The 26,504-nt window shown below is 62.5% G+C and carries 21 protein-coding genes and 2 pseudogenes; 8 read left to right on the plus strand and 15 right to left on the minus strand.

The window, feature by feature from the left end:
- Positions 1–85 precede the first annotated feature (85 nt).
- Complete coding sequence (locus PSH80_RS14030) at positions 86–295, minus strand: DUF3079 domain-containing protein (protein ID WP_057436825.1); 210 nt, start codon at positions 293–295, stop codon at positions 86–88.
- 176 nt (positions 296–471) lie between these two features.
- Here PSH80_RS14030 and PSH80_RS14035 point away from each other — a divergent pair, with 176 nt between their 5' ends.
- The 4 genes from PSH80_RS14035 to PSH80_RS14050 are packed head-to-tail and all read left to right on the plus strand — an operon-like array spanning position 472 to position 3,544.
- Positions 472–1,002 (plus strand): iron transporter, encoded by a 531-nt coding sequence (locus PSH80_RS14035; protein WP_057959386.1) that lies wholly within the window; start codon positions 472–474, stop codon positions 1,000–1,002.
- Positions 1,003–1,326, plus strand: coding sequence for a cupredoxin domain-containing protein (locus PSH80_RS14040; protein ID WP_057436827.1), 324 nt, complete (start codon positions 1,003–1,005; stop codon positions 1,324–1,326). It begins immediately after the preceding gene.
- A 17-nt stretch (positions 1,327–1,343) separates the two neighbouring features.
- On the plus strand, positions 1,344–2,186 hold the full coding sequence (locus PSH80_RS14045; protein WP_115128327.1) for an FTR1 family protein: 843 nt from the start codon (positions 1,344–1,346) through the stop codon (positions 2,184–2,186).
- A gap of 32 nt (positions 2,187–2,218) precedes the next feature.
- Positions 2,219–3,544, plus strand: coding sequence for a 4Fe-4S binding protein (locus PSH80_RS14050; protein WP_305420591.1), 1,326 nt, complete (start codon positions 2,219–2,221; stop codon positions 3,542–3,544).
- A gap of 194 nt (positions 3,545–3,738) precedes the next feature.
- On the opposite strand, the gene PSH80_RS14055 is transcribed toward PSH80_RS14050, so the two are convergent.
- The 13 genes and pseudogenes from PSH80_RS14055 to PSH80_RS14115 form a co-directional block, all read right to left on the minus strand.
- Positions 3,739–5,358, minus strand: a complete 1,620-nt coding sequence (locus PSH80_RS14055) for a methyl-accepting chemotaxis protein (protein WP_169960676.1) — start codon at positions 5,356–5,358, stop codon at positions 3,739–3,741.
- 100 nt (positions 5,359–5,458) lie between these two features.
- The gene (locus PSH80_RS14060; protein ID WP_057959383.1) at positions 5,459–6,154 is read right to left on the minus strand and encodes an anaerobic ribonucleoside-triphosphate reductase activating protein; all 696 of its coding nucleotides are present in this window, start codon (positions 6,152–6,154) and stop codon (positions 5,459–5,461) included.
- Positions 6,151–6,306 carry an anaerobic ribonucleoside-triphosphate reductase gene (gene nrdD / locus PSH80_RS14065; RefSeq protein ID WP_038441552.1) on the minus strand — a complete coding sequence of 52 codons (156 nt, stop codon included), beginning with the start codon at positions 6,304–6,306 and terminating at the stop codon, positions 6,151–6,153. Before nrdD ends, PSH80_RS14060 begins: the two co-directional genes overlap by 4 nt.
- A gap of 64 nt (positions 6,307–6,370) precedes the next feature.
- Positions 6,371–8,365, minus strand: coding sequence for a ribonucleoside triphosphate reductase (locus PSH80_RS14070; protein ID WP_186625158.1), 1,995 nt, complete (start codon positions 8,363–8,365; stop codon positions 6,371–6,373).
- Between the two features lie 96 nt (positions 8,366–8,461).
- Positions 8,462–9,517, minus strand: a pseudogene (locus PSH80_RS14075) (YhcG family protein).
- A 120-nt stretch (positions 9,518–9,637) separates the two neighbouring features.
- Positions 9,638–10,628: pseudogene (moaA, locus tag PSH80_RS14080) on the minus strand (GTP 3',8-cyclase MoaA).
- Position 10,629: 1 nt separating this feature from the next.
- On the minus strand, positions 10,630–11,544 hold the full coding sequence (locus PSH80_RS14085; RefSeq protein WP_305417176.1) for a peptidylprolyl isomerase: 915 nt from the start codon (positions 11,542–11,544) through the stop codon (positions 10,630–10,632).
- Positions 11,545–11,554: 10 nt separating this feature from the next.
- Positions 11,555–12,232 carry a respiratory nitrate reductase subunit gamma gene (gene narI / locus PSH80_RS14090; protein WP_057436841.1) on the minus strand — a complete coding sequence of 226 codons (678 nt, stop codon included), beginning with the start codon at positions 12,230–12,232 and terminating at the stop codon, positions 11,555–11,557.
- Positions 12,225–12,980: a nitrate reductase molybdenum cofactor assembly chaperone gene (gene narJ, locus PSH80_RS14095; protein ID WP_057436843.1), complete on the minus strand. Its 756-nt coding sequence runs from the start codon at positions 12,978–12,980 to the stop codon at positions 12,225–12,227. The genes narI and narJ overlap by 8 nt, the downstream gene beginning before the upstream one ends.
- 3 nt (positions 12,981–12,983) lie before the next feature.
- Positions 12,984–14,522 carry a nitrate reductase subunit beta gene (narH, locus tag PSH80_RS14100; RefSeq protein WP_057959379.1) on the minus strand — a complete coding sequence of 513 codons (1,539 nt, stop codon included), beginning with the start codon at positions 14,520–14,522 and terminating at the stop codon, positions 12,984–12,986.
- A 1-nt stretch (position 14,523) separates the two neighbouring features.
- Positions 14,524–18,297 carry a nitrate reductase subunit alpha gene (locus tag PSH80_RS14105; protein ID WP_057959378.1) on the minus strand — a complete coding sequence of 1,258 codons (3,774 nt, stop codon included), beginning with the start codon at positions 18,295–18,297 and terminating at the stop codon, positions 14,524–14,526.
- A 70-nt stretch (positions 18,298–18,367) separates the two neighbouring features.
- Positions 18,368–19,765: a NarK family nitrate/nitrite MFS transporter gene (locus tag PSH80_RS14110; protein ID WP_057959377.1), complete on the minus strand. Its 1,398-nt coding sequence runs from the start codon at positions 19,763–19,765 to the stop codon at positions 18,368–18,370.
- The gene (locus PSH80_RS14115; protein ID WP_081044233.1) at positions 19,762–21,027 is read right to left on the minus strand and encodes a nitrate/nitrite transporter; all 1,266 of its coding nucleotides are present in this window, start codon (positions 21,025–21,027) and stop codon (positions 19,762–19,764) included. Before PSH80_RS14115 ends, PSH80_RS14110 begins: the two co-directional genes overlap by 4 nt.
- A gap of 310 nt (positions 21,028–21,337) precedes the next feature.
- Here PSH80_RS14115 and PSH80_RS14120 point away from each other — a divergent pair, with 310 nt between their 5' ends.
- Both PSH80_RS14120 and narL read left to right on the plus strand, forming a co-directional pair.
- The gene (locus PSH80_RS14120) at positions 21,338–23,143 is read left to right on the plus strand and encodes an ATP-binding protein (protein ID WP_115128332.1); all 1,806 of its coding nucleotides are present in this window, start codon (positions 21,338–21,340) and stop codon (positions 23,141–23,143) included.
- An 11-nt stretch (positions 23,144–23,154) separates the two neighbouring features.
- Entirely contained in the window at positions 23,155–23,802 is a 648-nt protein-coding gene (gene narL / locus PSH80_RS14125) for a two-component system response regulator NarL (protein WP_081044232.1), read from the plus strand.
- Positions 23,803–23,891: 89 nt separating this feature from the next.
- Here narL and PSH80_RS14130 read toward each other — a convergent pair whose 3' ends face one another.
- Entirely contained in the window at positions 23,892–24,752 is an 861-nt protein-coding gene (locus PSH80_RS14130; RefSeq protein WP_057959373.1) for a DMT family transporter, read from the minus strand.
- 113 nt (positions 24,753–24,865) lie between these two features.
- Here PSH80_RS14130 and PSH80_RS14135 point away from each other — a divergent pair, with 113 nt between their 5' ends.
- On the plus strand, positions 24,866–25,753 hold the full coding sequence (locus tag PSH80_RS14135; RefSeq protein ID WP_057959372.1) for a LysR family transcriptional regulator: 888 nt from the start codon (positions 24,866–24,868) through the stop codon (positions 25,751–25,753).
- Between the two features lie 47 nt (positions 25,754–25,800).
- Positions 25,801–26,481 (plus strand): Crp/Fnr family transcriptional regulator, encoded by a 681-nt coding sequence (locus PSH80_RS14140; RefSeq protein ID WP_057959371.1) that lies wholly within the window; start codon positions 25,801–25,803, stop codon positions 26,479–26,481.
- Positions 26,482–26,504: the final 23 nt, after the last annotated feature.

Below are 26,504 nucleotides of genomic sequence, written 5' to 3' on the forward strand. Positions count from 1 at the left end.
ATACCTTAGGGCCAGGGGTGAACGTGAGGGTTCAGAAAAAATGCCAACGACTGCTCAGGCACCTGGCAAGTCCCCTCACCACCGGTCAGCCAGCTTCCGGCACTTTGTCCGTAGCAATCGGCAACTCAATCCCCCAATCACCATGCAGGTACCAATCGTCGCCGATCATCTCGGCCGGATGCATGGTGCGGTCAGCCCCGTTGCCGCAGGCCAGGGAGGTGGTTGCGCAGTAACGGTCACAGCCCCAGCAGATACGTTCGGGGTGTTTGGGGTTGAGCGGGAATGGCTTGGCCATGAGCAGGCTCCACAGCGGTGGGCAGTGATTGGATCCTACGGCTGGCGCCGCCCCACGGCCTTGACCAACGTCAAGAATGGTTATGTGTATATCCCTGGAAACTTGACAGGAATCATTATTATTTACAGCAAAGCTTTCTAGACTCGACTTCTCATTTGCCCTGTCAGGAAGTACCCATGCGTATCCCCTTCACGCTGTCACTGGCCCTGCTGTTGTCGACTGGCGCAGCCGTCGCCAAGGAATACCCGATCGGCGAGCCACAAATGTGCCCTGGCCTGGAAGTCGGCGCGGTCTATCTGCAACCGATCGAGATGGCACCGCCAGGCATGATGCGCGCCACCGCCGATTCGGATGTGCATCTGGAAGCCGATATCCGCGCCACCGCCGACAACCAGCAGGGCTTCCAGGAGGGCAGTTTCGTGCCTTACCTCAACGTGTCGTTCCGCCTGCAGAAACAAAGCGGCGCAAGCCCGATCATCGGTGAGTTCCACGCCATGGTGGCCAACGACGGGCCGCACTACGGCGACAACGTCAAGCTGCTGGGTCCGGGCAAATATCAGCTGACCTTCACCGTGATGCCGCCCAGCGGCCATGGCTCACTGGGCCGACACACCGATAAGGAAACCGGGGTCGCGCCGTGGTTCGAGCGCTGTGAAGTGCACTACGAATTCGTCTACGCGGGGATCGGCAAAAAAGGCGGCTACTGAATGCGCCGCCCCCTCGCCCTCTGCGCCCTGCTGGCCTGTGGCTCGGCCCTGGCCGCGCCCTTGCCCACCTATGAATTGACCCTGCAAGACGGCCACTTCACTCCGGCGCAACTCAAGGTGGCGGCCGGCCAGCGCTTCAAGATCGTGCTGAAAAACATCGGCCAGGGCCCGGCCGAGTTCGAGAGCACACCACTGCGCGTGGAAAAGGTGCTGTCACCGGGGGTCACCACCTTCGTGGTGATCCACCCGCTCAAACCGGGCGCCTATCCGTTTTTCGACGAATTCAACTCACAGCTGCCCGAAGGCAGCATCCTCGCCGAATAACGGCCCAGGAGCATTTGATGAATCAATCGATGTTTATCGTCTGGCGCGAAAGCGTCGAGGCGTTGCTGGTGATCGGCATCCTTCAGGCCTGGATCAGCCAGCAGCCCGAGGACTCGCGCCTGGGGCGCTTCCTGTGGGCTGGCGTGGTGCTGGGCCTGCTGTGTTCTGCCGGGCTGGCCGGCCTGATGCTGTGGGCCGGCGAAGCCATGAGCGGGCCTGGCGGCGAATGGTTCCAGGCCGGCATGACCCTGTTGGCAAGCCTACTGATGGTGCAGATGGTGTTCTGGATGCATCGCCACGGGCCGGGCCTGCGCCATACCCTGCTGCGCGAAGCCGATCAGCGCGCGGCACGCCAGGGTGGCCTGGGGTTGCTGTTGCTGGCACTGTTGGCGGTCAGCCGCGAAGGCAGCGAAACCGTGGTGTTTCTGTACGGCGCCGGCGCCCATCTGGACGGCCCGGCATTGGCTCTGTTCGCCATTGGCGGCGGGCTGGGCCTGGTGCTGGCCGGGCTCACAGTGATGCTGCTGCGCAGTACACGCCGGTTGATTTCCTGGTCGAGTTTTTTCGCCCTCAGCGAGGCTCTGTTACTGCTGTTGGCAGCCTCCTTGCTAGTGGCCGCCGTGGAACGTATCGGCGGGCAACTGCTGGCGATGGACATGCCCAACTGGGTCTACACCCTGGTCGGCGAAGCCTGGTGGGACAGCAGCGTGCTGCTCAGTGACAGCCACGGCCTGGGCGCCGTGCTCGCAGGGTTTGCCGGCTACCGCGCGACGCCCAGCACTATCACCCTGCTGGTGCTGGCGGGGTATTGGTTGCTGGTCGGCCGCGGGCTGTACCGGGCCCGGCGAGCGCCGTTGTGAACACCCCCTGGCTGCAACGCCTGGGGGATGGCATGCGCCGCCATGGGCGGGTGATTCGTGGCGTGCAATGGGCCGTGGTGCTGTTCTACGCCGGGCTGCTGGTAGTGCCGGCGTGGCTGCCGCTGCCCGACAGCCAGGCACGCCTGATGGATAACCTGACGCTGCTGGCACAGTTCCTGTTCTGGGGCCTGTGGTGGCCGTTCGTGGTGCTGTCCATCGTGTTGTTCGGCCGCGTGTGGTGCGGTGTGCTCTGCCCCGAGGGCTCCTTGAGCGAATGGGCCAGCCGCCATGGACGTGGCCTGGGCATTCCGAACTGGATCCGCTGGGGCGGCTGGCCCACGGTAGGCTTCTGCCTGACCACCCTCTACGGCCAGTTGATCAGTGTCTACGACTACGCCCAGGCGGCCCTGCTGATTCTCGGCGGTTCGACCGTGGCCGCCGTGCTGGTGGGGTTGTTGTTCGTGCGCGGCAAACGGGTGTGGTGCCGCTACCTGTGCCCGGTCAGCGGTGTGTTCGCCCTGCTCGCGCGCCTGGCACCGGTGCATTTCCAGGTCGACGAACAACGCTGGAAAGCCAACGACGGCCCGCGCCTGCCCTTGCCCAACTGCGCGCCGCTGCTGGACATCCGCCGCCTGCAAGGCGCCAGCGATTGCCACGCCTGCGGGCGCTGCAGCGGGCAACGGGGCGCGGTGCAGTTGATTGCCCGCTCATGCAATAGCGAAATCCTCCAGGCCCCACGCAAACCCGCGTTGGCCTGGGATACGCGCTTGTTGCTGTTCGGGGTGATCGGCCTGGCGATGGGCGCCTTCCAGTGGACCGTCAGCCCATGGTTTATCACGCTCAAGCAGTCCCTGGCGCAGTGGCTGGTGGAGCGCGACTGGCTGTGGCCATTGCAGGACAGCGCGCCCTGGTGGCTGTTGACCCATTACCCCCAGGCCAACGACAGTTTCAGTTGGCTGGACGGCTTTTGCATCGTCGCGTACCTGGGCGCCAGCAGCCTGCTGATCGGCGGCGCCTTGATGGGGCTGGTGCGCCTGGCCGCAAGAATCAGCGGTGATCGTGCACGGTATTGGGCCCTGGCGTTGACCTTGACGCCCCTGGGCGGTGCGGGGCTGTTCCTCGGGCTATCGGCCACCACGGTGAAGTTGTTGCGCTACGAAGGGTTGCTGCTCGAATGGGTCCAACCGGCGCGCGGCGCATTGCTGGTCGGGGCTGTTGGTTGGTGTGTGTGGCTGGCGTGGACACAGCTGGCCGATCTACCCCTGGCGCGACGCTGCGCTGCCTCGGCTTGCCTGCTACTGGGTAATGGGCTGGTGGCGTATGGCTGGTGGCTACAGTTCTGGGGCTGGAACCTGTAAGACGCCGTTCGGTCAAGCGAACGCAATACTCAAAGCGGCGCAGATCAAATGGGGGAGCGGGCTTGCTCGCGAAAGCCGTGGGTCAGTCAACATTAATGTTTACTGGGCCGACGTCTTCGCGGGCAAACCCGCTCCCACAGGGGATCTGCGCTTAACTGAACGGCATTCGGGCAAGCCCGCACACAGGCCCAGCGCTAAACGCGGAACCTGGCGACTGTCAGGTGCAACTCGCTGGCCATCTGCGCCAGCTCATGCCCCGCCGTATCGGTATGCCGGGCCCCCAGCAACACCTGCTCGGACAGGTTGCGAATGCCCACCAGGTTGCGATCCACTTCCCGCGCCACCAATGCCTGTTCTTCGGTGGCGCTGGCGATCATCAGGTTGCGTTCGTTGATCTGCGAGATCGACTGGGTAATCGCTTCCAGCGCCTCGCCAGAGCGCTGTGCCACGCTCAAGGTGGCTCGCACCAGGTCGCTGCTGCCCTGCATCGCGGTCACGGCCTGTTCGGTGTCCAGGCGGATATTGCCGATCATCTGCTCGATCTCCTGGGTCGAGGCCTGGGTGCGATGGGCCAGGGCCCGCACTTCATCAGCCACCACCGCAAAACCACGCCCGGCATCCCCGGCCCGTGCCGCTTCGATGGCCGCGTTGAGCGCCAGCAGGTTGGTCTGGTCGGCAATACTGCGGATCACCTCCAGCACGCCGCTGATGTCCTGCACCCGCCCGGCCAGTTGCTGGATGCGCACCGACGTGCCGCTCACACCCTCTGCCAGGGTGCTGATCGAGGCGACCGTTTCCTGCACCTGATCACGCCCAAGCTGGGCGGTCTGCGCCGACAGACGCGAGGCTTCGCTGGTGCTGACGGCATTGCGCGCCACCTCATCCACCGCCGCCGTCATCTCGTTGACCGCGGTGGCCGCCTGTTCAATCTCCATACCTTGCGACTGCAGGCTGCTGCTGGTCTGGCTACTGACCGCGCTCAACTCCTCGGACGAACTGGCCACGCGGTCCACCGACGCGGCGATCTGGCGCACCATTTCGTTAAGGTTGTGCTGCATGTGCTGCAGGTTCTTCATCACGCTGCCGTCAGCGCTGCCTGCCGTTGGCACTACCGTGGTCAGGTCGCCCTGGGCAATCTGGCTCAACACCCGCGCCGCCTCGTCGGGCTCGCCGCCCAGGGGCCGGGTCACGCTGCGGGTGACAATCACCGCTGCCGCCACCACCAGGGCCACGCACAGCAGGAACAGCCCGAGCATATTGCGCCGCGCGTCGCTGTACAGGGTTTGCGCTGCGTGTTCGCGCTCGGCAAAAATCTGCCCCTGCAGGGCCATCATCGCCTCCAGGCTCTTGAACACCGCCTGCTCGGCGGGTTGTACGTTTTGCTTGAGCTGGGCCACACCCTCGGCATGGGCGCCCTGGCGGATCAGTGCCTGCACCTGGGTAAAGGCGCCCACATAGGCTTCGCGGTGTTTCTTCAGGTCGGCATAGGCCGCCTGGCCGGCGGCCGTATCGAACAACGGCTCTAACTGGGTAAAGGCGTCGGTGATGCGTTGCCGGGTAGTACCAATGGCCTGCTGGGCCGCCTGGTTATCCTGGTCGATCAGCAAGTCACGGGTGTTGCGGCCGTTATCGCGCACACCGGTGGCAATCACCATGATCGGGGCGATTTTCGGCCAGTCCTGCTGCACGATCAGCTCCGACTGTTGTTTGAGGGTGCCCAGGTCGTGCAAGGCGTACAACGCCATGCCGGCCAGGGCCAGGGGGGCGATAGCAAAGCCGATGGCGATGCGGCGGGCGGTGGTTAATCGAGTCATGTCATAAGCTCCCTGATGAATACCTGCCCACAAGGGGCAGCATCTTTGTAGATCCGGTGGGAGTTCAGTCGCCACGCTTGAAAGGGGTTGTGCGAAAGGCTCAACCCCGTAAAACAAATGCCGGGAACAGTGCCCGCATTTTTTCCCACAGTTCTGGCAGCAAGGCTTGCGCCGAAACGCTCGGCAACTGCTCATCGAGCATGCGCGCGGTGCGCACCAGCTGCACGGCGAAACGCTTGACTCCTCGTTCCTGCAAACGCTGGGCCAGCAGCAGCAGGCGCTGCGGGTCAATCAGGTGCCAGTGCACGGTGGTGCGGCACTCATAGTCCACGCCGCTGTGCAGCAGCAGGTCGAGGCTGCGCCAATTGGCGGCGCCGCTGCCTTTGACCTGGGTGATCAACTGGCAATCCTCGGCCAGGGCCTTGACGTCGAACCCGACCCAGTCGGCATGGGCCAGGGCGTGGCCGAACGCGGCAGGCTTGATCCCGGCACTGTGCAGGCCAATGCGAAAGCCCATATGGCGCACTTCGTCCATGGCTGCCGGCAGGCCTTCCTGCAAGGTCGGTTCGCCGCCGCTGAACACCACGGCGTCCAGCAGGTCCTGGCGGCGTTGCAGAAACAGCAAAACCCGGCGCCAATCCACCTCATCGCTGCCGCGAGGGGGGATCAGGTCCGGGTTATGGCAATACCGACAACGCCAGGCGCAGCCCTGGCAAAACAGTACGCAGGCGAGCATGCCGGGGTAGTCGAGGGTGGTCAGGGGCACCAGGCCCCCGACCCGTAGCGCTCGGCTCATTGGCGCCCGGCCGCAGCGGCACTTTCGGTAAAGTGCGCGCGCTCGCGATGCTCCGATTGCTTGCCGGGATTGAAGGCCGAAACCGGTCGGTGGTAGCCCATCACACGGGTCCAGACTTCACAGCGTTGGCGTTGGGGCTGAGAGGTTTGCATGGTCAATCTCCTTGGGGTGAAGCCAATTGCCAAACCGGCAACAGGCACTTGTGGTAACCACTGATTAATGGGGCAGGCCCAGGGCTTCGTCGCACTTGGGGCAGAACTCGTGTTCGCCCGCCAGGTAGCCGTGCACCGGGCAGATGGAGAACGTGGGGGTTACCGTCAGGTATGGCAGGCGGAAGCGTCCCAGGGCCTTGCGCACCAGTTGCTTGCAGGCCTGGGCCGAGGAAATCTGCTCGGCCATGTACAGGTGCAACACGGTGCCGCCGGTGTATTTGCATTGCAGTTCGTCTTGCAGCTCCAGGGCTTCGAAGGGGTCTTCGGTAAAGCCCACCGGCAGTTGTGAGGAGTTGGTGTAGTACGGCGCATCAAGGCTGCCGGCCTGGAGAATGTCGGGGTAGCGCTTGAGGTCTTCCTTGGCAAACCGGTAGGTAGTGCCTTCGGCCGGTGTGGCTTCCAGGTTGTACAGGTGGCCGGTGTCTTCCTGGAAGCGCAGCAACGTGGCGCGCACATGGTCCAGCACCTGCAGCGCAAACTCGCGGCCACGGGCGGTATGGGTGCCCTCCTCGTCGCCGGTGAAATTACGCAGCATCTCGTGCATGCCGTTCAGGCCAATGGTCGAGAAGTGATTGCGCAAGGTGCCCAGGTAGCGCTTGGTGTAGGGATACAAGCCGGCGTCCATATGGTGCTGGATCACTTTGCGCTTGACCTCCAGGCTCTCCATCGCCAGTTCCATCAAGTGGTCCAGGCGTTGCAGCAGGCCACTGGTATCGCCCTTGAACAGGTAGCCCAGGCGCGCGCAGTTGATCGTCACCACCCCCAATGAACCGGTCTGTTCCGCCGAGCCGAACAACCCGCCGCCACGCTTGAGCAACTCGCGCACGTCCAGTTGCAGGCGGCAGCACATCGAGCGCACCTGGTTGGGCTGCATATCGGAGTTGAGGAAGTTCTGGAAGTACGGCAGGCCGTAGCGCGCGGTCATCTCGAACAGGCGGTCAGCGTTTTCGCTGTCCCACGGGAAGTCATGGGTAATGTTGTAAGTCGGGATCGGGAAGGTAAACACCCGGCCCTTGGCGTCGCCCGCCTGCATCACTTCGATATAGGCGCGGTTGATCAGCTCCATTTCCACTTGCAGATCGCCGTAGGCAAACGGCATTTCTTCGCCGCCGATAATCGGGATCTGCTCGCGCAGGTCTTCCGGGCAGACCCAGTCGAATGTGAGGTTGGTAAACGGTGTCTGGGTGCCCCAGCGCGACGGCACATTGAGGTTGTAGATGAACTCCTGCACCGCCTGGCGGATCTCGGGGAACGTCAGTTGGTCCTTGCGCACAAAGGGCGCCAGGTAGGTGTCGAACGAACTGAATGCCTGGGCGCCGGCCCACTCGTTTTGCAGGGTGCCGAGGAAGTTGACCATCTGCCCCAGGGCGCTGCCCAGATGCTTGGGTGGCCCGGCTTCGACACGGCCAGGCACGCCATTGAGGCCTTCGTGCAGCAGCGTGCGCAGGGACCAGCCGGCGCAGTATCCCGCGAGCATGTCCAGGTCGTGGATATGCAAGTCCGCCTCACGGTGAGCCTGGCCGATCTCCTGGCTGTAGACCTCGTCCAGCCAGTAATTGGCCGTGACCTTGCCCGACACATTAAGCACCAGCCCACCCAGGGAATAGCCTTGGTTGGCATTGGCCTGCACGCGCCAGTCCTCGCGGTCGAGGTACTCGTTCATCGAGGTGGCGACCTCCACCAGGGTCTTGCGATCCCGGCGCAGGCGCCCGTGCTGCTCGCGGTAGACGATATAGGCGCGCATCGCCATAAAGTACCCGGCATCCATCAACACCCGCTCGACGCTGTCCTGGATCTGCTCCACATCCAGCCGGGCGATCCCGCGCAACCTGGCGAGCACCGCCCCCAACAACAGATCGACCTCGGCCTCCTGATACTCGCCGGTGGCGTTACCGGCGGCGATTATCGCCCGGCGGATTTTTTCGGCGTCAAAGGCGACCTGGGTGCCATCGCGCTTGTGTAGGCGGGTACTGACCAGCGGGCTTGAGGTGATCTGCATTGGGGGCTCCAAACACTACATATAGATTTAATAGTTCGTATAAACACAAGATGCAGTGATGGTACGCAGTGAATGCCGGGTTGCAATTGACCAGGGTCAAGTTTGCGAAGACGTATCGTCACAGGCCAGTTCACGTTCAATCTGTTCAATGCTGGGCAAGCTGATTTGGAGTTCTGCCGGGAGGGAGTCGACCAACTGGTACTCCGCCACCCCGATGGGGCGAGCGCTGTCACGCAAAGCGTATTCAGCCACTATCTTGTTTTTGCTTTTGCACAGCAGCAGGCCGATGGTGGGGCTGTCTTGTGGGTGCTTGAGTTGGGCGTCCACCGCAGCGAGGTAAAAACCCAACTGCCCCAGATGTTCTGGTTTGAACTTGCCCGCCTTGAGCTCGATCGCGACGTAACAGCGCAGTTTCAGGTGATAAAACAGCAGGTCAAGGAAGAACTCCTCGCCGCCCACATCCAGCAGCACCTGCTTGCCGACAAAGGCAAAGCCTGCCCCCAGCTCCAGTAGAAAGTCGGTGACATGCCTGATCAGTGCGCTTTCGATCTCGCGCTCCTGCGCGTCCAGGGTCAGTCCCAGAAAGTCGAAACGGTAAGGATCTTTCAGCGACTCGCGGGCCAAGTCCGACTGGGGCTTGGGCAGCAGGGTTTCGAAGTTGCTGACAGCATTGCCACTGCGCTCGAGCAAACGGGTCTCGATCTGCATGACCAGAATGTTGCGTGACCAGGTTGTGTTCAATGGCTTGGGCGGCGTACCAGCGACGGGTTTCGGGGCCGGGTAGCTTATCGAGCAACGCTAATTGGTGATACCAAGGCAATTGTGCAAGCACCCCTTGCACAAACTCAGCGTCCGGCCAGGCTTCAGCAAATGCGCGCATGTACTTGAGGTTGCGTGGCGAAAAACCTTTCATATCAGGAAAAGCTGAACGCAAATCCCGCGCCAGACGCTCGATGACTTTTGCTCCCCATCCCTGCTGCGCCTGTCGGGTCAATATGTCCTGGCCAATCTGCCAGTACAGCAGCACCAGCTCACGGTTTACCGCCAGAGATGCACGCAGTTGGGCAGAGTGGATGCGGCTTTTCAGTTCTTTCAACCAGTCGCCATATCCCTCAGGTGGGGTGCGGTGAGTCCGTCAGGGGGTCGATTCATACCTAACTCCTTTTCGATAGTGCTCGTTGTAGAAACCGGCAATGGTAACGACCGAAAAAAGCCACGCGGGCCAGCGGAATGCCCTTGATACAAAACAATGGGAACTACCGTTGGCCAGCCTCACCCCCCACTCATATTCATAAACCGCACCACCTGCACCTCGCCCTGCCCGGTGAAATCATGGCGCAATGGCTTGCCCCGCAACGCCTTGTGCAGCGCTTCCACCAACGGCCGGTCATCCAGCGGATAGCGGCGTACCAACGCCCGAAAATCCACCGCATTGTCCTGCCCCAGGCACAACAGCAACTGCCCTTCCACCGTCATCCGCACCCGGTTGCAGCTGGCGCAGAAGTTATGGGAGTTGGGCGAGATAAAGCCGATGCGCGTGCGCGGATGGCGGGCCAGGCGCACGTAGCGCGCCGGGCCGCCGCTGTTTTCGGTGCTGTCGAGCAAGCCATGATGCTTGGCGATCAACGCCCTCACCTGTTCGCTGGAGCAAAAGGATTCGCCCCGCGAGCGCCCTACATCGCCCAGCGGCATCTCTTCGATAAAGCTGATATCAATGCCCTGGTCGATGGCGTACTGCACCAGCGCCGGGACTTCATCGAAATTGCGCGCCCTTCATCACCACGCCAGTTGAGCTTGACCCCGCTCGAACCCGGCGTCCCGCGCGCCGCTCGATGCCGTCCAGCACCTGGCGCAGGTCGCCGTTGCGGGTAATCGCGCGAAAGCGCTCGGGGTCGAGGCTGTCGAGGCTGATATTCATACGCTTGACCCCAGCCTCTACCAGCGGCCGGGCCAGGCGCCCCAGTTGCGTGCCGTTGCTGGTCATCACCAGCTCACGCAGGCCGGGCAACGCGGCGATATGGCGGCACAGTTCGACAATGCCTGGACGGATCAGCGGTTCGCCCCCCGTCAGGCGGATCTTGCGCACACCCTGGCTGACGAACACCGTCGCCAGCCGTTGCAGCTCCTCCAGGGTCAGGACCTGCTGGCGCGGCAGGAACGTCATGTTTTTCGCCATGCAATACACACAGCGCAAATCACAACGATCGGTCACCGACAACCGCAGGTAGTCAATGGAACGGCCCACACCATCCACCAGGCTCATGTCACTGCACCAACGGCGAGTCGGCGCCCTGCAACGCGATGCCACGCACATCGGCCGCGCCAATCAGGGTTTGCAGGTATTGCACCAATGCCTTCTGCCATACCCCTTGCTGCAACTGGGTGCGGATCGCCGTGGCCACCGCCTCGTATGGCAGCGCCTGGCCTTCGATGCGTTGATCGACGCAGATCACATGCCAGCCGTAGCGGCTTTCCAGGGGTTTGCCGGCCAGGCCCGGGGCCAGGGTGAACAACTGGCGCTCCAGCTCCGGCACGGTCTGGCCTTTGCTGACCTGCCCCAGAGAGCCGCCCTGGGCCTTGGAGGGGCACGCCGAATACTGCAGCGCCAGCTCGGCAAAGCTGCCGGGCGACTCTTCCAGGCTCTGCAACAGCACCTCGGCCTGGGCATGGGCCTGATGACGCGCCTCAGCATCATCCGGCGCGCACTCCAGCAGGATGTGGCGCACCGCCAGCAACGGCGCGCTGTGAAAGCGCCCGCGATTGCTCTCGAAGTAGCGCACACAAGTGGCCTCGTCGCAGTCCGGCACCTGGACTTCGCGCTCCAGCAACAGGCGGGTCGCCGCCTCCTCTTCGTTCTCGCCGGCGCCGACTTCCAGTTGCACACCCAACTCGCGAATCCGCTGCTGCAACAGCTCACGGATCACCAGCGCGCGGGCAGCCAGGAACACCGCCTCCTCGCGGCTTTCAGCCGGGTGATATTGCAACTCCTGGGCCATGTTTTCCGGGGTGATCACCACCCCGTTGACGCTGACAATCGGCCATTCCTGCTCGCTACTGGCGATCAGTTGCGGCTCATCCGCCACCTCGACCTCGGGTACCACAACGTCCACAGCCTTGGCCGAAGAACTGCAGCCGCCACCGCCTGCACCGCCGCCACCACATCCGCATCCTGTAGTCATGACGTTCTCCTCACTTCTGCCGCACGATTTGATAACGACGCCCCAGGTACCAGATCGGTGCGCTGACCATATGCACCAGACGGGTAAACGGGAACAGCACAAACAGGGTCAAACCCAGCGCCACGTGCAATTTGTAGATCAGGCTCACCGGGGCAATCGCGGCGGCCGCTTCCACAGGTCGCAGCAGCACGACGTTCTGCGCCCAGTCCGCGAGCATCACCATCACCGAGCCGTCCATATGCCCGGTGGAGGCGACGATGGTCAGCAAGCCCAGCACCAGCTGCGCCAGCAACACCAGCAGGATCAAGATGTCCGACGGGCTCGACGTGGCCCGTACCCGAGGATCGGTGAGGCGGCGCTTGACCAGCATCAGCAGGCCCACCAGGCACAGCAGGCCGAAGAAACCACCGGAAACCATCGCCAGCAGTTGCTTGTGCTCAGTGCTGATCACATGGTGGTAGATCGACGCCGGGGTCAGCAGGCCGACAAAATGCCCGGCCAGCACGAACAGCACACCGATATGGAAGAAGTTGCTCGCCACGCGCATGCCACGGTTACTGAGCATCTGGCTGGAACCGGCCTTCCAGGTGTACTGGGACAGGTCAAACCGCGCCCAGCTGCCCAACAGGCAAATGGCCAGGGCGACATACGGATACACGCCAAATACCAACAAATTCCACTTAGACATTACCCACCTCCTTGGCTGGCACAGCGGCCAGCCCTTCGTGCTGAAAATCCACCCAGTGCAAGGGCACCGCACTTTCTTCGCGGGCCTTGCCCGGTGCGCTGGGCATCGAGCTGCAACGGTCCTGCTGCTCGGCCTGCATAAAGTCCACGGCCTCCTCTTCCCAGACCTTGTCCAGGGCTTCGAGGGAGTCGTCGCGGACTTCAGCGGCGACCTGGGCGCGCAACTCGGCGATGGCCTGGTGCGGCTCGGCGCCGCTGATCTGCAACAGCGCACGGAAGCAACTCGCGTAGGCGCTTTCACGCTCATCCAGGCGCGCCGCCAGCAGGGCCAGCAAGTGCGCCACATCCGCCAGGCCCTCGCGGGCCTCAATGTCTTCGCGGGTGGACAAGAACTCCAGGTACAGCGGGATGTAGTCCGGCAGCTCCTTGACGCCGATGGCAAACCCGGCTTCCTGGTACTGGGCCATCATGTCGACCATGGCCTGGCCACGGTCCCGCGACTCACCATGCACGTGTTCGAACAACAGCAGCGACAGCGAGCGGCCACGGCCAAACAGCGCGCCGTAGTGCTCCTGGCCGTCCATCAGGTCATTGCTGCAGATCAGTTCGAGCAGCTCAAACAGCGCACCGCGCTGCTTGGGGCTGATTTCCCGCGATTCGATAATCGCCTTTTCCAGCTCATCATGGCCGTCGACCAGGATTTGGGTGGGATAGTCCAGCAGCAACGAGATCACTTTAAGAATGCGCATGGCTCAGTCCTCCCAGATCTGGACGGTTTTCAACACGTCGCGGCGGTTAGCCTTTTTGGCGCCGAACATATTGGTGTCGGAGCTGCCACTGCAGCCGCTGCCGAAGCTGAAACCACAGCCGGAACGCTCGGCAAACGCATCGCTCATCGCGTCTTCACGGTGGGCGCTGGGCACCACAAAACGGTCTTCGTAGTTGGCAATCGCCAGGTAGCGGTACATCTCTTCCACCTGGGCCACGCTCAGGTCCACGTCGGTCAGCACTTGCAGGTCTTCAACCCCATCCACTTGCTGCGAACGCTTGAAAGCGCGCATGGCCAGCAGGCGTTTCAGGGCACGCTTGACCGGTTTTTCGTCACCGGCTGTGAGCATATTGGCCAGGTAACGCAGGGGGATACGCAGGCTGTCGACATCCGGGATCACCCCGTTCATGCCCACGGTGCCAGCGGCGGCCGCGTTCTGGATCGGCGAGAGTGGCGGCACGTACCAGACCATCGGCAAGGTGCGGTATTCCGGGTGCAGCGGCAGCGCGAGCTTCCAGTCCACGGCCATTTTGTACACCGGCGAACGCTGGGCCGAGTCGATCACTGACTGCGGTACACCATCGGCCAGGGCCTGGCGGATCACCGCCGGGTCGTTCGGGTCGAGGAAGATTTCCAGCTGCTTCTCGTACAGGTCGTGCTCGTTGGCGGTGCTGGCCACTTCGCTGATGCGATCGGCGTCATACAGCAGCACGCCGAGGTAGCGGATACGCCCGACGCAGGTTTCTGCGCAAACGGTAGGCATGCCGGCTTCGATCCGTGGGTAGCAGAAGATGCACTTCTCGGACTTGCCGCTCTTCCAGTTGAAGTAGATTTTCTTGTACGGGCAGCCGCTGATGCACATGCGCCAGCCGCGGCATTTTTCCTGGTCGATCAGCACGATGCCGTCTTCTTCACGCTTGTAGATCGCGCCGCTGGGGCACGATGCCGCGCACGCCGGGTTCAGGCAGTGCTCGCACAGGCGCGGCAGGTACATCATGAAGGTGTTTTCGTACTCGCCATAAATGTCGGCCTGGATCTGGTCGAAGTTCTTGTCCTTGCGGCGCTTGGCGAACTCGGTGCCTAGGATTTCCTCCCAGTTGGGGCCCCACTCGATTTTTTCCATGCGCTTGCCGGACACCACCGAGCGCGGCCGCGCGGTCGGTTGGTGCTCGCCCAAAGGCGCGGTGTGCAGGTGCTGGTAGTCGAAGTCGAACGGTTCGTAGTAGTCGTCCAGGCTCGGCAGGTCGGGGTTGGCGAAGATGTTCGCCAACACGCGGAACTTGCCGCCGATGCGTGGGTTGATCGAGCCGTTGGCGTTGCGGATCCAGCCGCCCTTCCACTTGTCCTGGTTTTCCCATTCTTTCGGGTAGCCGATCCCGGGCTTGGATTCGACGTTGTTGAACCAGGCGTATTCCATGCCTTCACGGCTGGTCCACACGTTTTTGCAGGTGATCGAGCAGGTGTGGCAGCCGATGCATTTGTCCAGGTTCAGGACCATGCCGATTTGTGAGCGGATCTTCATCTCAGTTCTCCTCGATATCGGTCGGCAATGGACGCGGCAGATCATCACCGCTGGAGCCATCGAGCCAATCGACCTTGACCATCTTGCGCACCACCACGAATTCATCGCGGTTGCAGCCGACCGTGCCGTAATAGTTGAAACCGTAGGCCTGCTGGGCATAGCCGCCGATCATATGGGTCGGCTTGAGCACCACGCGGGTGACCGAGTTGTGGTGGCCGCCGCGGGTCTTGGTGGTTTCCGAACCCGGTACGTTCACGATGCGTTCCTGGGCGTGGTACATCATCACCATGCCTTCCTTGACCCGCTGGCTGACCACCGCACGGGCGGTCAGCGCGCCGTTGACGTTGAAGCATTCGATCCAGTCGTTGTCCTCGATCCCGGCGCGCTTGGCGTCGATTTCCGAGAGCCACACAATCGGGCCGCCACGGCTTAAGGTGAGCATCAGCAGGTTGTCGCTGTAGGTGCTGTGAATCCCCCATTTCTGGTGCGGCGTGATCCAGTTCAGGACGATCTCGGTCTCGCCATTGCTGCGCTTGCCCTTCACGCCTTCGATGGTGCGGGTGTTGACCGGTGGCCGGTAGCTCATCAACTGCTCGCCGAACGCCTGCATCCACGGGTGATCCTGGTAGAACTGCTGGCGGCCGGTGATGGTGCGCCATGGGATGTTTTCATGGACGTTGGTGTAGCCGGCGTTGTAGCTCACGTGTTCGTCTTCGAGGCCCGACCAGGTGGGACTGGAGATGATCTTGCGCGGCTGTGCCTGGATATCGCGGAAGCGGATTGCTTCGTGGGCCTTGGAAATCGCCAGGTGGCTGTGGTCGATGCCGGTGAATTCCGACAGCGCCGCCCAGGCTTTCAAGGCGACCTTGCCGTTGGTTTCCGGAGCCAGGGACAGAATCACCTCGGCCGCGTCAATCGCCGTGTCGATTTTTGGCCGGCCGTGGCTGATGCCCGCGTCGCCTTCGTGGTGGTTGAGTTCACCGAGGAACTGCACTTCTTCATCGGTGTTCCAGTTGATGCCCTTGCCGCCGTTGCCGAGTTTTTCCAGCATCGGGCCGAGGGACGAGAACTGCTTGTAGATGTTCGGGTAGTCCCGTTCCACCACCGCCATGTTCGGCGCATTCTTGCCCGGTACCGGCGCCACACCGGCGCTTTTCCAGTCAGTGCCGCCAAACGGCTGGGCCAATTCACCCACGCTGTCATGCATCAACGGCACGGTGACCAGGTCTTGTTCCACACCCAGATGGCCGACCGACATGGCCGAGAACGCCTTGGCGATGCCTTTGTAGATTTCCCAGTCCGAACGCGACTCCCACGCAGGATCAATCGCCGCCGACAGCGGGTGAATGAACGGGTGCATGTCCGAGGTGTTCATGTCGTCTTTTTCGTACCAGGTGGCGGTCGGCAAGACGATGTCGGAATACACGCAAGTCGAGGACATGCGGAAGTCCAGGGTGGTCACCAGGTCCAGCTTGCCGATGGCGCCGTCTTCGACCCATTCGGCCTCGGTTGGCTTGCATTCGGTGCTGTGGCCAATGTCTTCGTTCATCACCCCGTTCTTGGTGCCGAGCAGGTACTTGAGCATGTACTCGTGGCCCTTGCCCGACGAGCCGAGCAGGTTGGAGCGCCAGATAAACATGTTGCGCGGGAAGTTCACCGGGCTGTCCGGCTGCTCGCAGGCAAAGCGCAGGGTGCCGTCCTGCCAGGATTTGACCACGTAGTCTTTGGGGTCCATACCGGCAGCCGCCGCATCACGGCAGATATGCAGCGGGTTGGTATTGAGTTGTGGCGCGCTGGGCAACCAACCGGCGCGTTCGGCACGGATGTTGTAGTCCAGGGCGTGTTCCGGGAACTGCGACTTGTCGGCCAGCGGCGAGAGGATGTCGTGCATGCTCATCTTCTCGTGGCGCCATTGCGAGCTGTGGCCGTAGAAGAAGCTGGTGCCGTTCATCTGGCGTGGCGGACGGTTCCAGTCCAGGCCGAATGCCAGGGGCAGCCAGCCGCATTGCGGACGCAGTTTTTCCTGGCCCACGTAGTGCGCCCAACCGCCGCCGGTCTGGCCGACACAACCGCAGAGCATGAGCATATTGATCAGCCCGCGGTAGTTCATGTCCATGTGGTACCAGTGGTTCATCGCCGCGCCGACGATGATCATCGAGCGACCACGGGTCTTGTCGGCGTTGTCGGCAAACTCACGGGCGATCTGGATGGCCTTCTCGCGGCTGACCCCGGTGATTGCCTCCTGCCAGGCTGGCGTGCCCGGTACGCTGGCGTCGTTGTAGTCCTTGGCCACGTTGTTGCCGCCCAGGCCACGGTCGATGGCCAGGTTGGCCGCCGACAGGTCGAACACCGTCGCCACTTTGGCCACCGTGCCATCGGCCAGGGTCACGCTGTGTACCGGTACCCGGCGAAATTGCACGGCATCGCCGGCCACGTGCTGGAAGTAGTCGTGGGCTTCACCGGCAAAATACGGGAACGCCACTTCGGCGACGTCATCGCCGATCAGGCTCAGTTTCAGGTCGATCTCGCGACCTTCACCGCCTTCTTTGGCCAGGATGTTCCACTTGCCCTTCTCGCCCCAGCGATAGCCGATGGAACCTTGTGGCGAAACCAGCTCGCCGCTTTCGTCGAGGGCGATGGTTTTCCATTCCGGGTTGTTGTCCTGGCCCAGGTTGTCGACCAGGTCCGAGGCGCGCAGGAAGCGGTCCGGCTGGAAGCCTGCACCCGGCGCAAAACCGGTCATCGGCTTGAGCATTACCAGCACCGGCAAGTCGGTATAGCGCTTGGCGTATTCGGTGAAGTAGGCGCTCGGTTTATCCAGGTGAAATTCCTTGAAGATCACATGGTTGAAGGCCTGGGCCAGTGCCGCGTCGGTGCCCTGCTTGGGGTTGAGCCACAGGTCGGTGAGCTTGGCCACTTCCGAATAGTCAGGCGTGATCGCCACGGTCTTGGTGCCCTTGTAGCGCACCTCGGTGAAGAAGTGCGCGTCCGGGGTACGGGTCTGCGGAACGTTGGAACCCCAGGCAATGATGTAGTTGGAGTTGTACCAGTCGGCCGATTCCGGCACGTCGGTCTGCTCGCCCCAGACCATCGGCGAGGCTGGCGGCAGGTCGCAGTACCAGTCATAGAAGCTCAGGCACACACCGCCGATCAGCGACAGGTAACGCGAACCTGCGGCGTAGCTGACCATGGACATGGCCGGGATCGGCGAGAAGCCGACGATGCGGTCCGGGCCATATTGCTTGATGGTGTAGACGTTGGACGCGGCGATGATCTCGTTGACTTCATCCCAGTTGGAACGGATGAAGCCCCCCATGCCACGCTTGCTTTTATAGGAGTCGGCCTTGACCTTGTCCTCGACAATGCTCGCCCAGGCCTCGACCGGCGACAGGGTCAGGCGTGCCTCGCGCCACAGTTTGAGCAATGGCTTGCGGATCTTCGGGTACTTCAGGCGGTTGGCGCTGTAGATGTACCAGCTGTAGCTGGCACCACGGGGGCAGCCGCGCGGCTCGTGGTTGGGCAGGTCGTTACGGGTGCGCGGGTAGTCGGTCTGCTGGGTTTCCCAGGTGATCAGGCCGTTCTTCACGTAGATCTTCCACGAGCACGAGCCGGTGCAGTTCACCCCGTGGGTGGAGCGCACGATCTTGTCGTACTGCCAGCGCGAACGGTAGACGTTTTCCCAGTCGCGGGACTCCTTGCGGGTCTCGCCGTGACCTTCGGAGAACTCGTCTTGCTTGCGATTGAAGAACCGCAGTTGATCCAGTAAATGACTCATGGTGCTTTCCTCTCAGGCTTGCTGCGGGGTTCTGTGCCCCGCCCACGCAAGGTTTGAATTCGGGGTCGACTCAGCAGGGGGTCTCGGCGCCTTTGCGCGCATACCACCACCAGGTCACGACGATGCAGGTCAGGTAGAAGCCGACAAACATGTAGAACGCCATGGCCGGGCTGCCGGTGTAGGCCATGGACGAGCCAAAGGTCTTGGGGATGAAGAACGCACCGAAGGCGCCCATTGCCGAGCTGAAGCCCAGCACTGCTGCCGACTCCTTGCTGGCATCCTTGAGGGCTTGCTCACGCACGGCGGCAGGTTTGCCGGCGCTGGCCTTTTCATGCTGGGTGCGGAAGATCACCGGGATCATGCGGAAGGTGGAGCCATTGCCGATGCCGGTGGTGATGAACAGCAGCATGAACATGCCGAGGAAGCCGTAGAAGCTGCCGCCCTCGCCGTTCAGGGGCAAAAAGTGCAGGACGCCGAACACCATCACGATCATCAGCACGAAGTTCCACAAGGTCACCCGCGCACCGCCCAGTTTGTCGGCCAGCCAGCCACCCAATGGGCGTACCAGGGCACCTACCAGCGGGCCGAGGAAGGCGAATTTCAAGGCGTTGACGTCTGGGAACGAGGTCTTGATCAGCATCGGGAAGGCGGCCGAGAAGCCAATGAACGAGCCGAAGGTGGCCAGGTACAACCAGCACATCAGCCAGTTGTGCTTGCGCTTGAAGATCACCGCCTGCTCGCTGAACGAAGCGCGGGCGCTGGACAGGTCATTCATGCCGAACCAGGCAAACAGGGTCACGGTGATGATGAACGGTACCCAGATAAACCCGGCGTTCTGCAGCCACAACTGGCTGCCGTCTTCCAGGGTCTGGGGCTGGCCGCCAATCAGGCCGAACACACCGAAGGTAATCACCAGCGGCACGCAGAACTGCATCACCGACACCCCCAGGTTACCCAGGCCGGCGTTCAGGCCCAGGGCAGTGCCTTGCTGGGACTTGGGATAGAAGAAGCTGATGTTGGACATGCTCGAGGCGAAGTTGCCGCCACCGAAGCCGCACAGCAGCGCGATCAATACAAACACGCTGTAGGAGGTGCTCGGGTCTTGTACCGCGAAGCCCATCCACAGTGATGGAATCAGCAGCGACGCAGTGCTCAGGGCCGTCCAGCGGCGGCCACCGAAGATCGGCACCATGAACGAATAGAACACGCGCAAGGTGGCGCCAGACAGGCCGGGCAATGCCGCCAGCCAGAACAGCTGGTCAGTGGTGAAGCTGAAGCCGATGGCGTTCAGGCGCACGATCACCGTGCTCCACACCATCCACACGGCGAAGGCCAACAGCAGCGCCGGGATCGAGATCCACAGGTTGCGGGTCGCGGTCTGCTTGCCGCTGGCGCCCCAGAACGCCGGGTCTTCAGGGCGCCAGTCGTGGATCACCGGGCCCGAGTTGGGCTTTTGCGCGATAGTCATGCGGATTCTCCTTGGAGAGGCTGGGCCGCCGCTTTACCAAGCAGCGGTTGCTTGCGGATTTCGCTGAAGTACATCCAGGTCAGGGATACCCAGACCACGCCGTACATCAACATGAAGCAGGAGGAGCGCACGCCGGTGAGGTCCACCAGGGCGCCGAACATGATTGGCAGGACAAAGCCGCCAAGGCCGCCCGCCAGGCCGACGATGCCGGACACCGCGCCCATGTTTTGCGGATAGTCATTGGCGATGTACTTGAACACCGAGGCCTTGCCGAAGGCGAAGGCGATGCCCATCACAAACAGCAGCACGGTGAACAGGGTGGCGTTGAGGCCGATATGGAAGTCCAGCGGGCCATTGACGGTTTGCACCTGCAACTGGGTCTGCGGGTAGCTGAGCAGGAACAGGCAGATCCAGCTGACCCACAGCACCCACCAGGTCACGCTCTGTGCGCCCCAGCGGTCGGACATCCAGCCGCCCACAGCGCGCAGCACGCCACCGGGCAGGGAAAAGCACGCGGCCAACAGCGCGGCGCTTTGCAGGCTGAAGCCGTATTCCTGCACGTAGTACTTGGTCGCCCACAGCGCCAGGGCCACGTAGCCGCCGAACACAATCGAGTAGTACTGGCAGTAGCGCCACACGGCCGGGTCCTTGAGACACAGCAGTTGCTCGCGCAAGGTCGCGCCACCGGCACTGCGGTGGGCCTTGTTCTCGCTGGTGAGGAACCAGAACAGCAGCGCGGTGATAAACAGGATCGCGCTGAACACTTTCGGCACCAGGTGCCAGGTCCCCAGGGCAATCAGGGCCGGCGCCAGAAACTTGGTGACTGCAGCCCCCGCGTTGCCGGCGCCGAACACGCCCATGGCAAAGCCCTGGTTGTCTTTGTCGAACCACTTGGCGACGTAGGCGATACCCACCGAGAACGAGCCGCCGGCCAGGCCGACAAACAGCCCCAGCACAAGGAATTGCCAGAAAGCGGTGGCGTAGGTGATCAAGTACAGCGGCAGCACGCAGGTGAGCATCAAGACAAAGAACACGATGCGCCCGCCGAAGCGGTCAGTCAGCAGGCCCAGGGGCAGGCGCACCAGGGAGCCGGTCAGTACCGGGGTGGCGGCCAGCAGGCCGAACTGGGTTTCGTTGAGTTGCAGCAGCTCTTTGATCGGCACGCCGAGGACGGCGAACATCATCCAGACCATAAAGCACACGGTGAAGGCCAGTGTACTCATGCCCAGCACCAGGCCCTGTCTTACACGGGGTTGAGTCACGGTTTGCGCTCCCAGAAGTGATTCCATGAGCGCAGGTTAGGGGCGAGGCCCTCCAGGAACTTGACCCAGATCAACGTCCGCCTGGGGGGTATTGGCCTATGCTTATCCCGTCTACCTCTAAGGAGGTAGGCCCAATAACAAGAGAAAGTCTTTATTTATCAATGGATTGATCTCTTGTGCCGGCTTTTTCCCGTGGGAGGGTCCGCCGGCAACTCTTTAGAGGTAGTGCGCCAGGGAATGCACAATTCAATGCTGTTTCCCGTGCCAGGTGCCGTCATGCTGCTGTTCTTACCCCTTCGATTACGCCGTGATGTTTAACTGGCTGCGCAGCTCCCTGCCCGCACGCGCCGGTGTCGCGGTGATCCTGATTGCAATCCTGGCCCTGGCCAGTTCCCTGAGCGCCGGGCTGATCGCCTGGTTCAGCCAGGGCGATGGCGCGGCCATCAACACCGCAGGCTCGGTGCGCATGGAGACCTACCACCTGAGCTGGAAGCTCGCCGACCATGCCCCCGCCAACGAGATCCAGGCCATCACTCAAAGCCTGCAACGGCGCCTCGACAGCCAGTCGCTGAAAGCGGTACTGGAAGACGGCCCCCACAGCGCCTTGCAACAGAGCTACCGGCAGATCCAGCAACACTGGAACCAGGAGCTGCGCCCGGCCATCGAGCGCGACGACGGCGCCCTCTTCCGCGAACGCGCGCCGGCCTTTGTCGAGCAACTGAACCAGTTCGTCAGCCTGTTGCAGCAACAGAGCGAGCACAAACAAGGCTGGCAACAGTTGATCCAGGGCCTGGCGCTGTTCAGCACGCTGATCATCCTGCTGCTTGGGCTGTATGAATTGCAGTACGGCGTGGTCACCCCCTTGAAGGAACTGGTGGACGCCACCCGGCGCTTTCGTGAGGGGGATTACCAGACCCGGGTCAATCACCGCTCCCAGGATGAGCTGGGGCAGTTGGCCCTGAGCTTCAACACCCTGGCCGAAACCATCGAGCAGTCCCACCGCACCCTGGAAAGCCAGGTGCAGCAAAAAACCCTCAACTTGCAACAGGCCAACGCCGCCCTAGAATTGCTCTACGAGAGCAGTCGCAGCCTGGCCACGCGCCTGGCCAACGCCGAAGGTCTCGACGAGTTGATCCGGCGCTTCCAGAAACGCCTGCCGGGCCTGCGCCTGTCGCTGTGCCTGCAAGGGCACTTCCTCGCCCCGGCGCAACAGATGCTCGCGCTGCACGGCGGCAACAGCCGCAACGTCTGCGCCATTGGCGATTGCGCCACCTGCGAGCGCCATCACGTGGCCCCGCCCCAGGTGTTCAGCATCAGCAACCAGGGCGCGGAACTGGGCGAACTCAAGGCGCACTTTGTCGACGGCCATGCGCCCCAGGCCTGGGAGCAACAACTGATCCAGGCCCTGGCCAACCTGATCGGCACCTCGCTGTCCCTCAAACGCCAGCGCGAGCAGGACCACCGCCTGCTGCTGCTCGACGAACGCACCATCATCGCCCGCGAACTGCATGATTCCCTGGCCCAGGCCCTGTCCTATATGAAGCTGCAAGTCAGCCGCATGCAGACCCTGCTGCGCCGCGACGAACCCAAGGCCACCCTGGAAACCGTCACCGGCGAACTGCGCGAAGGCCTGAACAATGCCTATCGGCAACTGCGGGAGCTGCTCACCACCTTCCGCCTGCAAATTCACGATGCCGGGCTGGTCCAGGAGCTAAAAGACACCGCCGAGGAATTCTCCCGGCGTGGCGAGTTCCAGGTACACCTGCACGTGGATGCCCTGGCCTTCCAGCTGTCGGCCAGTGAACAGATCCACCTGTTGCAGGTGACCCGCGAAGCCCTGTCCAACTGCCTGCGCCATGCCCATGCCGAGAATGCCTGGCTGCAACTGCGCCAGCATGGCGAAACCGTCAGCCTGAGCATTGAAGACGATGGCCGCGGCTTCAGCGAGCCGGTGGACCAACGTGAACACCACGGCCTGACCATCATGGACGAACGCGCCCGCAGCCTGCACGGCCAGCTGGACATTTCCTCCCGCGAGCCCCAGGGCACCCGGGTGCACTTGCTGTTTCGCCCGGAATTTCTCGGGCCCTCCCTACAAGAAGGTAGCTTGTCATGAACACGGCGCTCATCAACCCATCAGTCCGCCACCGCATCCTGCTTGTCGACGACCATCCGATGATGCGCCACGGCATGCGCCAGATGCTCGAACTGGAAGATGACCTGCACGTGGTGGGCGAAGCCGGCAATGGCGAAGAAGCCCTGGGCCTGATCGAATCGCTGCAACCGGACCTGGTGCTGCTGGACAACAACATGCCGCAGATGAACGGCCTGGAAACCCTGCGCCGCCTGCGGGCCATGGCCTATGGCGGCAAGGTCTTGCTGTTTACCGTGTCCGATGCCGAAGACGACATCCGCGACGCCCTGCGCCTGGATGCCAATGGGTATCTGCTCAAGGACATGGAGCCGGAGTTGCTGATCCAGTACATCCGCGATGCCCTGCACGGCGCCCTGGTGATCAGCCCCGGCCTGACCCGGGTGCTGGCCCAGGCCCTGCGCTCGCCCCAGCCCCATGCGGCGGTGGAACTGACCGAGCGCGAGCGGCAGGTGTTGAAGACCATTGCCGGGGGGTATAGCAATAAGGTGATCGGGCACAAACTGGGGATTACCGAGGGCACGGTGAAGGTGCATGTGAAGAACTTGCTGCACAAGCTGGGGTTACGCTCGCGGGTGGAAGCGGCGGTGTGGGCGATGGAGCATTTGCGTCAGGCTGGTTAGGGACTGATGTACCGCCATCGCAACAACGGATCTGTACCCCACCCCAAACATGGCCATCGCCAGCCACCCAACGGCGACAGTCAGTTACGTCACCGCACTTTCACCGTCAACGCCCCCACACTCGCCAGGACAATCACCGTCCCCACAATCACCATCACCGAAGGCCGCTGCGCCAATATCACCCACGCCATCAGCATCGCCACCGGCGGTATGAGATAAAGCGCAATCGCTGCCCGACTGACCTGGCTATGCGTCAGTACATAAGCCCAGGCCAGGTACGCCAGCGCACTGGGAAAGATGCCCAGCACCAGCACTGCCAGGTTCACCGACACCGAGGCCTGGGCCAACTCCGCCGGCAGCCCTGGTAGATACACCAGCAGCAACGCCGTACCTGACCAGAGGGTGAAACACACCAGGGTCAGCCCGTCGTAATGCTGGGAATAACGCTTTTGCAGAGCGAAATACAGGCTCCAGGACGCCGCCGCCAGCAGGATCAACAACCCATGCCCATCCAGCTCGCCCAAGCCGCGATCCCCTACCGCCACGACTCCGGCGCCGAGCAGGCCGCCGAGCACACAGCCCCACTGCCAGGCCCCGAGCCGCTCCTTGAACAGCGTGCTGGCAAGTAACGCGCTGAACAAGGGCGTGGATTGCGCCAGGACGCTGGCAGCGCCGGCACTCACACCGCGCTGGCCGTAGTTGAGGGCGATGTGGTGCAGCGTCACGGCAAACAATCCCAGCACCGCAAACAAAGGCAAATCCCGCAGTCTGGGCCGGGAAATCCCCTTGATCCAGGCCACACCGGCCATGAACCCGGAGGCGATCAAAAAACGCAACAACGCCAGGTTATCGGGCGCATAAGCTTGCAACGCGATATGGATGCCGATCGGCGAATACGCCCAGCAGAGAATGACGAAGAGTGTTGCCAGGATAATTTTTGCACGGGGCATGAGCGTTCTCAGGGACGTGGCAGCACACAGGCACTGCCTGGCAAAAGTATGAGAAACCCCAGCCCCGGAAAAAAGTGACTTAAACTGAGCCCACTCTTCACTCCAGGTGAACCATGGAACTGTCCCAACTGCGCATGTTCAAGGCGGTCTACGAACTGGGCAGCATCGCCCGTGCGGCGCAGCAGCTGCATTGCGTGCCGTCCAATATCACCGCAAGGCTCAAGTCCCTCGAGCAGGAACTCGGCGTCGCGCTGTTTGTGCGCGAGGGCCGGGGTCTGCGGGTCAGCCCCGCCGGCGAAGTGTTTATCGAATATGCGACGAAAATCCTCGACCTGACCGAAGCCTCCCGGCGTGCCGTGGCCCCCGGTGGCACGCCCCATGGGCGACTGCGCATCGGTGCTATCGAGTCCAGTGCAACCGGGCGCTTGCCACAGCTGCTGGCGCGTTATCACGCGTTGTACCCCCAAGTGTCGCTGGAGTTGAGCACCGGCACCTGGTCGCAGTTGCTCGATGATATCCAGCACCATCGGCTGGACGCGGCGATTGTCGCCGTGGATGTGCAACGCCCGGGGCTGGAAAGCGCGGTGCTGTACAGCGAAGACCTGATACTGATTGCCCCCACGTCGCTGGGCCCGGTGCGCAGCGTCGCGGACCTGCAGGGCCTGACCCTGTTTATGTGGCCCTCAGGTTGCCCCTATCGCCTGGCGCTGGAGCAGTGGTTGTCTCGCCACGACCAGGTCTGCCCCATCGTCAGCATCGCCAGCTACGGCACGATTGTCGGTTGTGTCAGTGCTGGCAGCGGCGCCGCGCTGGTGCCTCGGGGGATCTACGAGCAATACCGCCAGGGTGCCAACTGGCAAGGCCATGAGTTCGCGGAACTGACGCACATCGACAACCGGTTTTACTGGCACGCCCATGCTGGTTGTCACCCGGCCCGGGATGCATTTTCGGCACTGCTGCGCGAACACTCCCTCTACGGGGCTACCTCCAACGAGGCATAGGCCCCGCCGGCCGCACGCCCTACCATGGGCGGGAGCGGAGGTACGCCATGTTGACCCACCCATCCATCGTCTTAACCCTGCGCCGGCATCATCTGTTCAGTCCGTTGCCGGAGAAGATCTTCCAGGACGTCTGCACCCTGGCCAACCTCAAGCGTCTGCCCGGGCATGTGACCCTGATGCACCAGGGCGACCCTGCCGATCGGTTTTTCCTGCTGGTCAGCGGCCAGGTCAAGTTGCACCGGGTCACCGGCGAAGGCCAGGAGCACTTGGTGGAGGTTATCCGCCCCGGCCAGACCTTTGCCGAAGCGCTGTTGTTCAGCCAGGCCAAGGCGTACCCGGTGAGTGCCACGGCGCTCAAGGACAGCGTGCTGGTGAGCATCGAGGGCCATCATTACCGCAAGGCCCTGGAGGACCAGCCGCAGATCTGCCTGGCGATCCTCGGCACGATGAGCATCCACCTGCATCAACGCCTGAAGGACATCGACACCCTGAGCCTGGCCAACGCCAGCCGCCGGGTCATCAGCTTCCTGATCCAGGAGCGCGATCTGGCCAGTGGCGATGTAGTGCTGCAAGTGCCCAAGCGCCTGGTGGCCTCCAAACTGGGGATTCAGCCAGAAACGTTTTCGCGGATTCTGCATCGGCTGGTGGACGCCGGGCTGATTGAAGTGCAACGGCGCACCATCCGCATTATGTGCGAGGAGCAATTGATGACCTATCAGGCCGGCTGACTTAGAATCGACGGCATTCTTCG

The sequence above is a fragment of the Pseudomonas sp. FP818 genome (assembly GCF_030687335.1).
Lineage (GTDB): Bacteria > Pseudomonadota > Gammaproteobacteria > Pseudomonadales > Pseudomonadaceae > Aquipseudomonas > Aquipseudomonas shahriarae.

Coding starts and splice junctions, on each gene's coding strand:
- narI (WP_057436841.1), bottom strand. CDS start 12,232: ATGTCTAAGTGGAATTTGTTGGTATTTGGCGTGTATCCGTATGTCGCC.
- PSH80_RS14050 (WP_305420591.1), top strand. CDS start 2,219: ATGCGCCGCCATGGGCGGGTGATTCGTGGCGTGCAATGGGCCGTGGTG.
- nrdD (WP_038441552.1), bottom strand. CDS start 6,306: ATGCAAACCTCTCAGCCCCAACGCCAACGCTGTGAAGTCTGGACCCGT.
- PSH80_RS14135 (WP_057959372.1), top strand. CDS start 24,866: ATGGAACTGTCCCAACTGCGCATGTTCAAGGCGGTCTACGAACTGGGC.
- PSH80_RS14035 (WP_057959386.1), top strand. CDS start 472: ATGCGTATCCCCTTCACGCTGTCACTGGCCCTGCTGTTGTCGACTGGC.
- PSH80_RS14085 (WP_305417176.1), bottom strand. CDS start 11,544: ATGACTACAGGATGCGGATGTGGTGGCGGCGGTGCAGGCGGTGGCGGC.
- PSH80_RS14130 (WP_057959373.1), bottom strand. CDS start 24,752: ATGCCCCGTGCAAAAATTATCCTGGCAACACTCTTCGTCATTCTCTGC.
- narH (WP_057959379.1), bottom strand. CDS start 14,522: ATGAAGATCCGCTCACAAATCGGCATGGTCCTGAACCTGGACAAATGC.
- PSH80_RS14070 (WP_186625158.1), bottom strand. CDS start 8,365: ATGCAGATCACCTCAAGCCCGCTGGTCAGTACCCGCCTACACAAGCGC.
- PSH80_RS14105 (WP_057959378.1), bottom strand. CDS start 18,297: ATGAGTCATTTACTGGATCAACTGCGGTTCTTCAATCGCAAGCAAGAC.
- PSH80_RS14060 (WP_057959383.1), bottom strand. CDS start 6,154: ATGAGCCGAGCGCTACGGGTCGGGGGCCTGGTGCCCCTGACCACCCTC.
- PSH80_RS14055 (WP_169960676.1), bottom strand. CDS start 5,358: ATGACTCGATTAACCACCGCCCGCCGCATCGCCATCGGCTTTGCTATC.
- PSH80_RS14110 (WP_057959377.1), bottom strand. CDS start 19,765: ATGACTATCGCGCAAAAGCCCAACTCGGGCCCGGTGATCCACGACTGG.
- PSH80_RS14140 (WP_057959371.1), top strand. CDS start 25,801: ATGTTGACCCACCCATCCATCGTCTTAACCCTGCGCCGGCATCATCTG.
- PSH80_RS14040 (WP_057436827.1), top strand. CDS start 1,003: ATGCGCCGCCCCCTCGCCCTCTGCGCCCTGCTGGCCTGTGGCTCGGCC.
- PSH80_RS14120 (WP_115128332.1), top strand. CDS start 21,338: ATGTTTAACTGGCTGCGCAGCTCCCTGCCCGCACGCGCCGGTGTCGCG.
- PSH80_RS14045 (WP_115128327.1), top strand. CDS start 1,344: ATGAATCAATCGATGTTTATCGTCTGGCGCGAAAGCGTCGAGGCGTTG.
- PSH80_RS14030 (WP_057436825.1), bottom strand. CDS start 295: ATGGCCAAGCCATTCCCGCTCAACCCCAAACACCCCGAACGTATCTGC.
- narJ (WP_057436843.1), bottom strand. CDS start 12,980: ATGCGCATTCTTAAAGTGATCTCGTTGCTGCTGGACTATCCCACCCAA.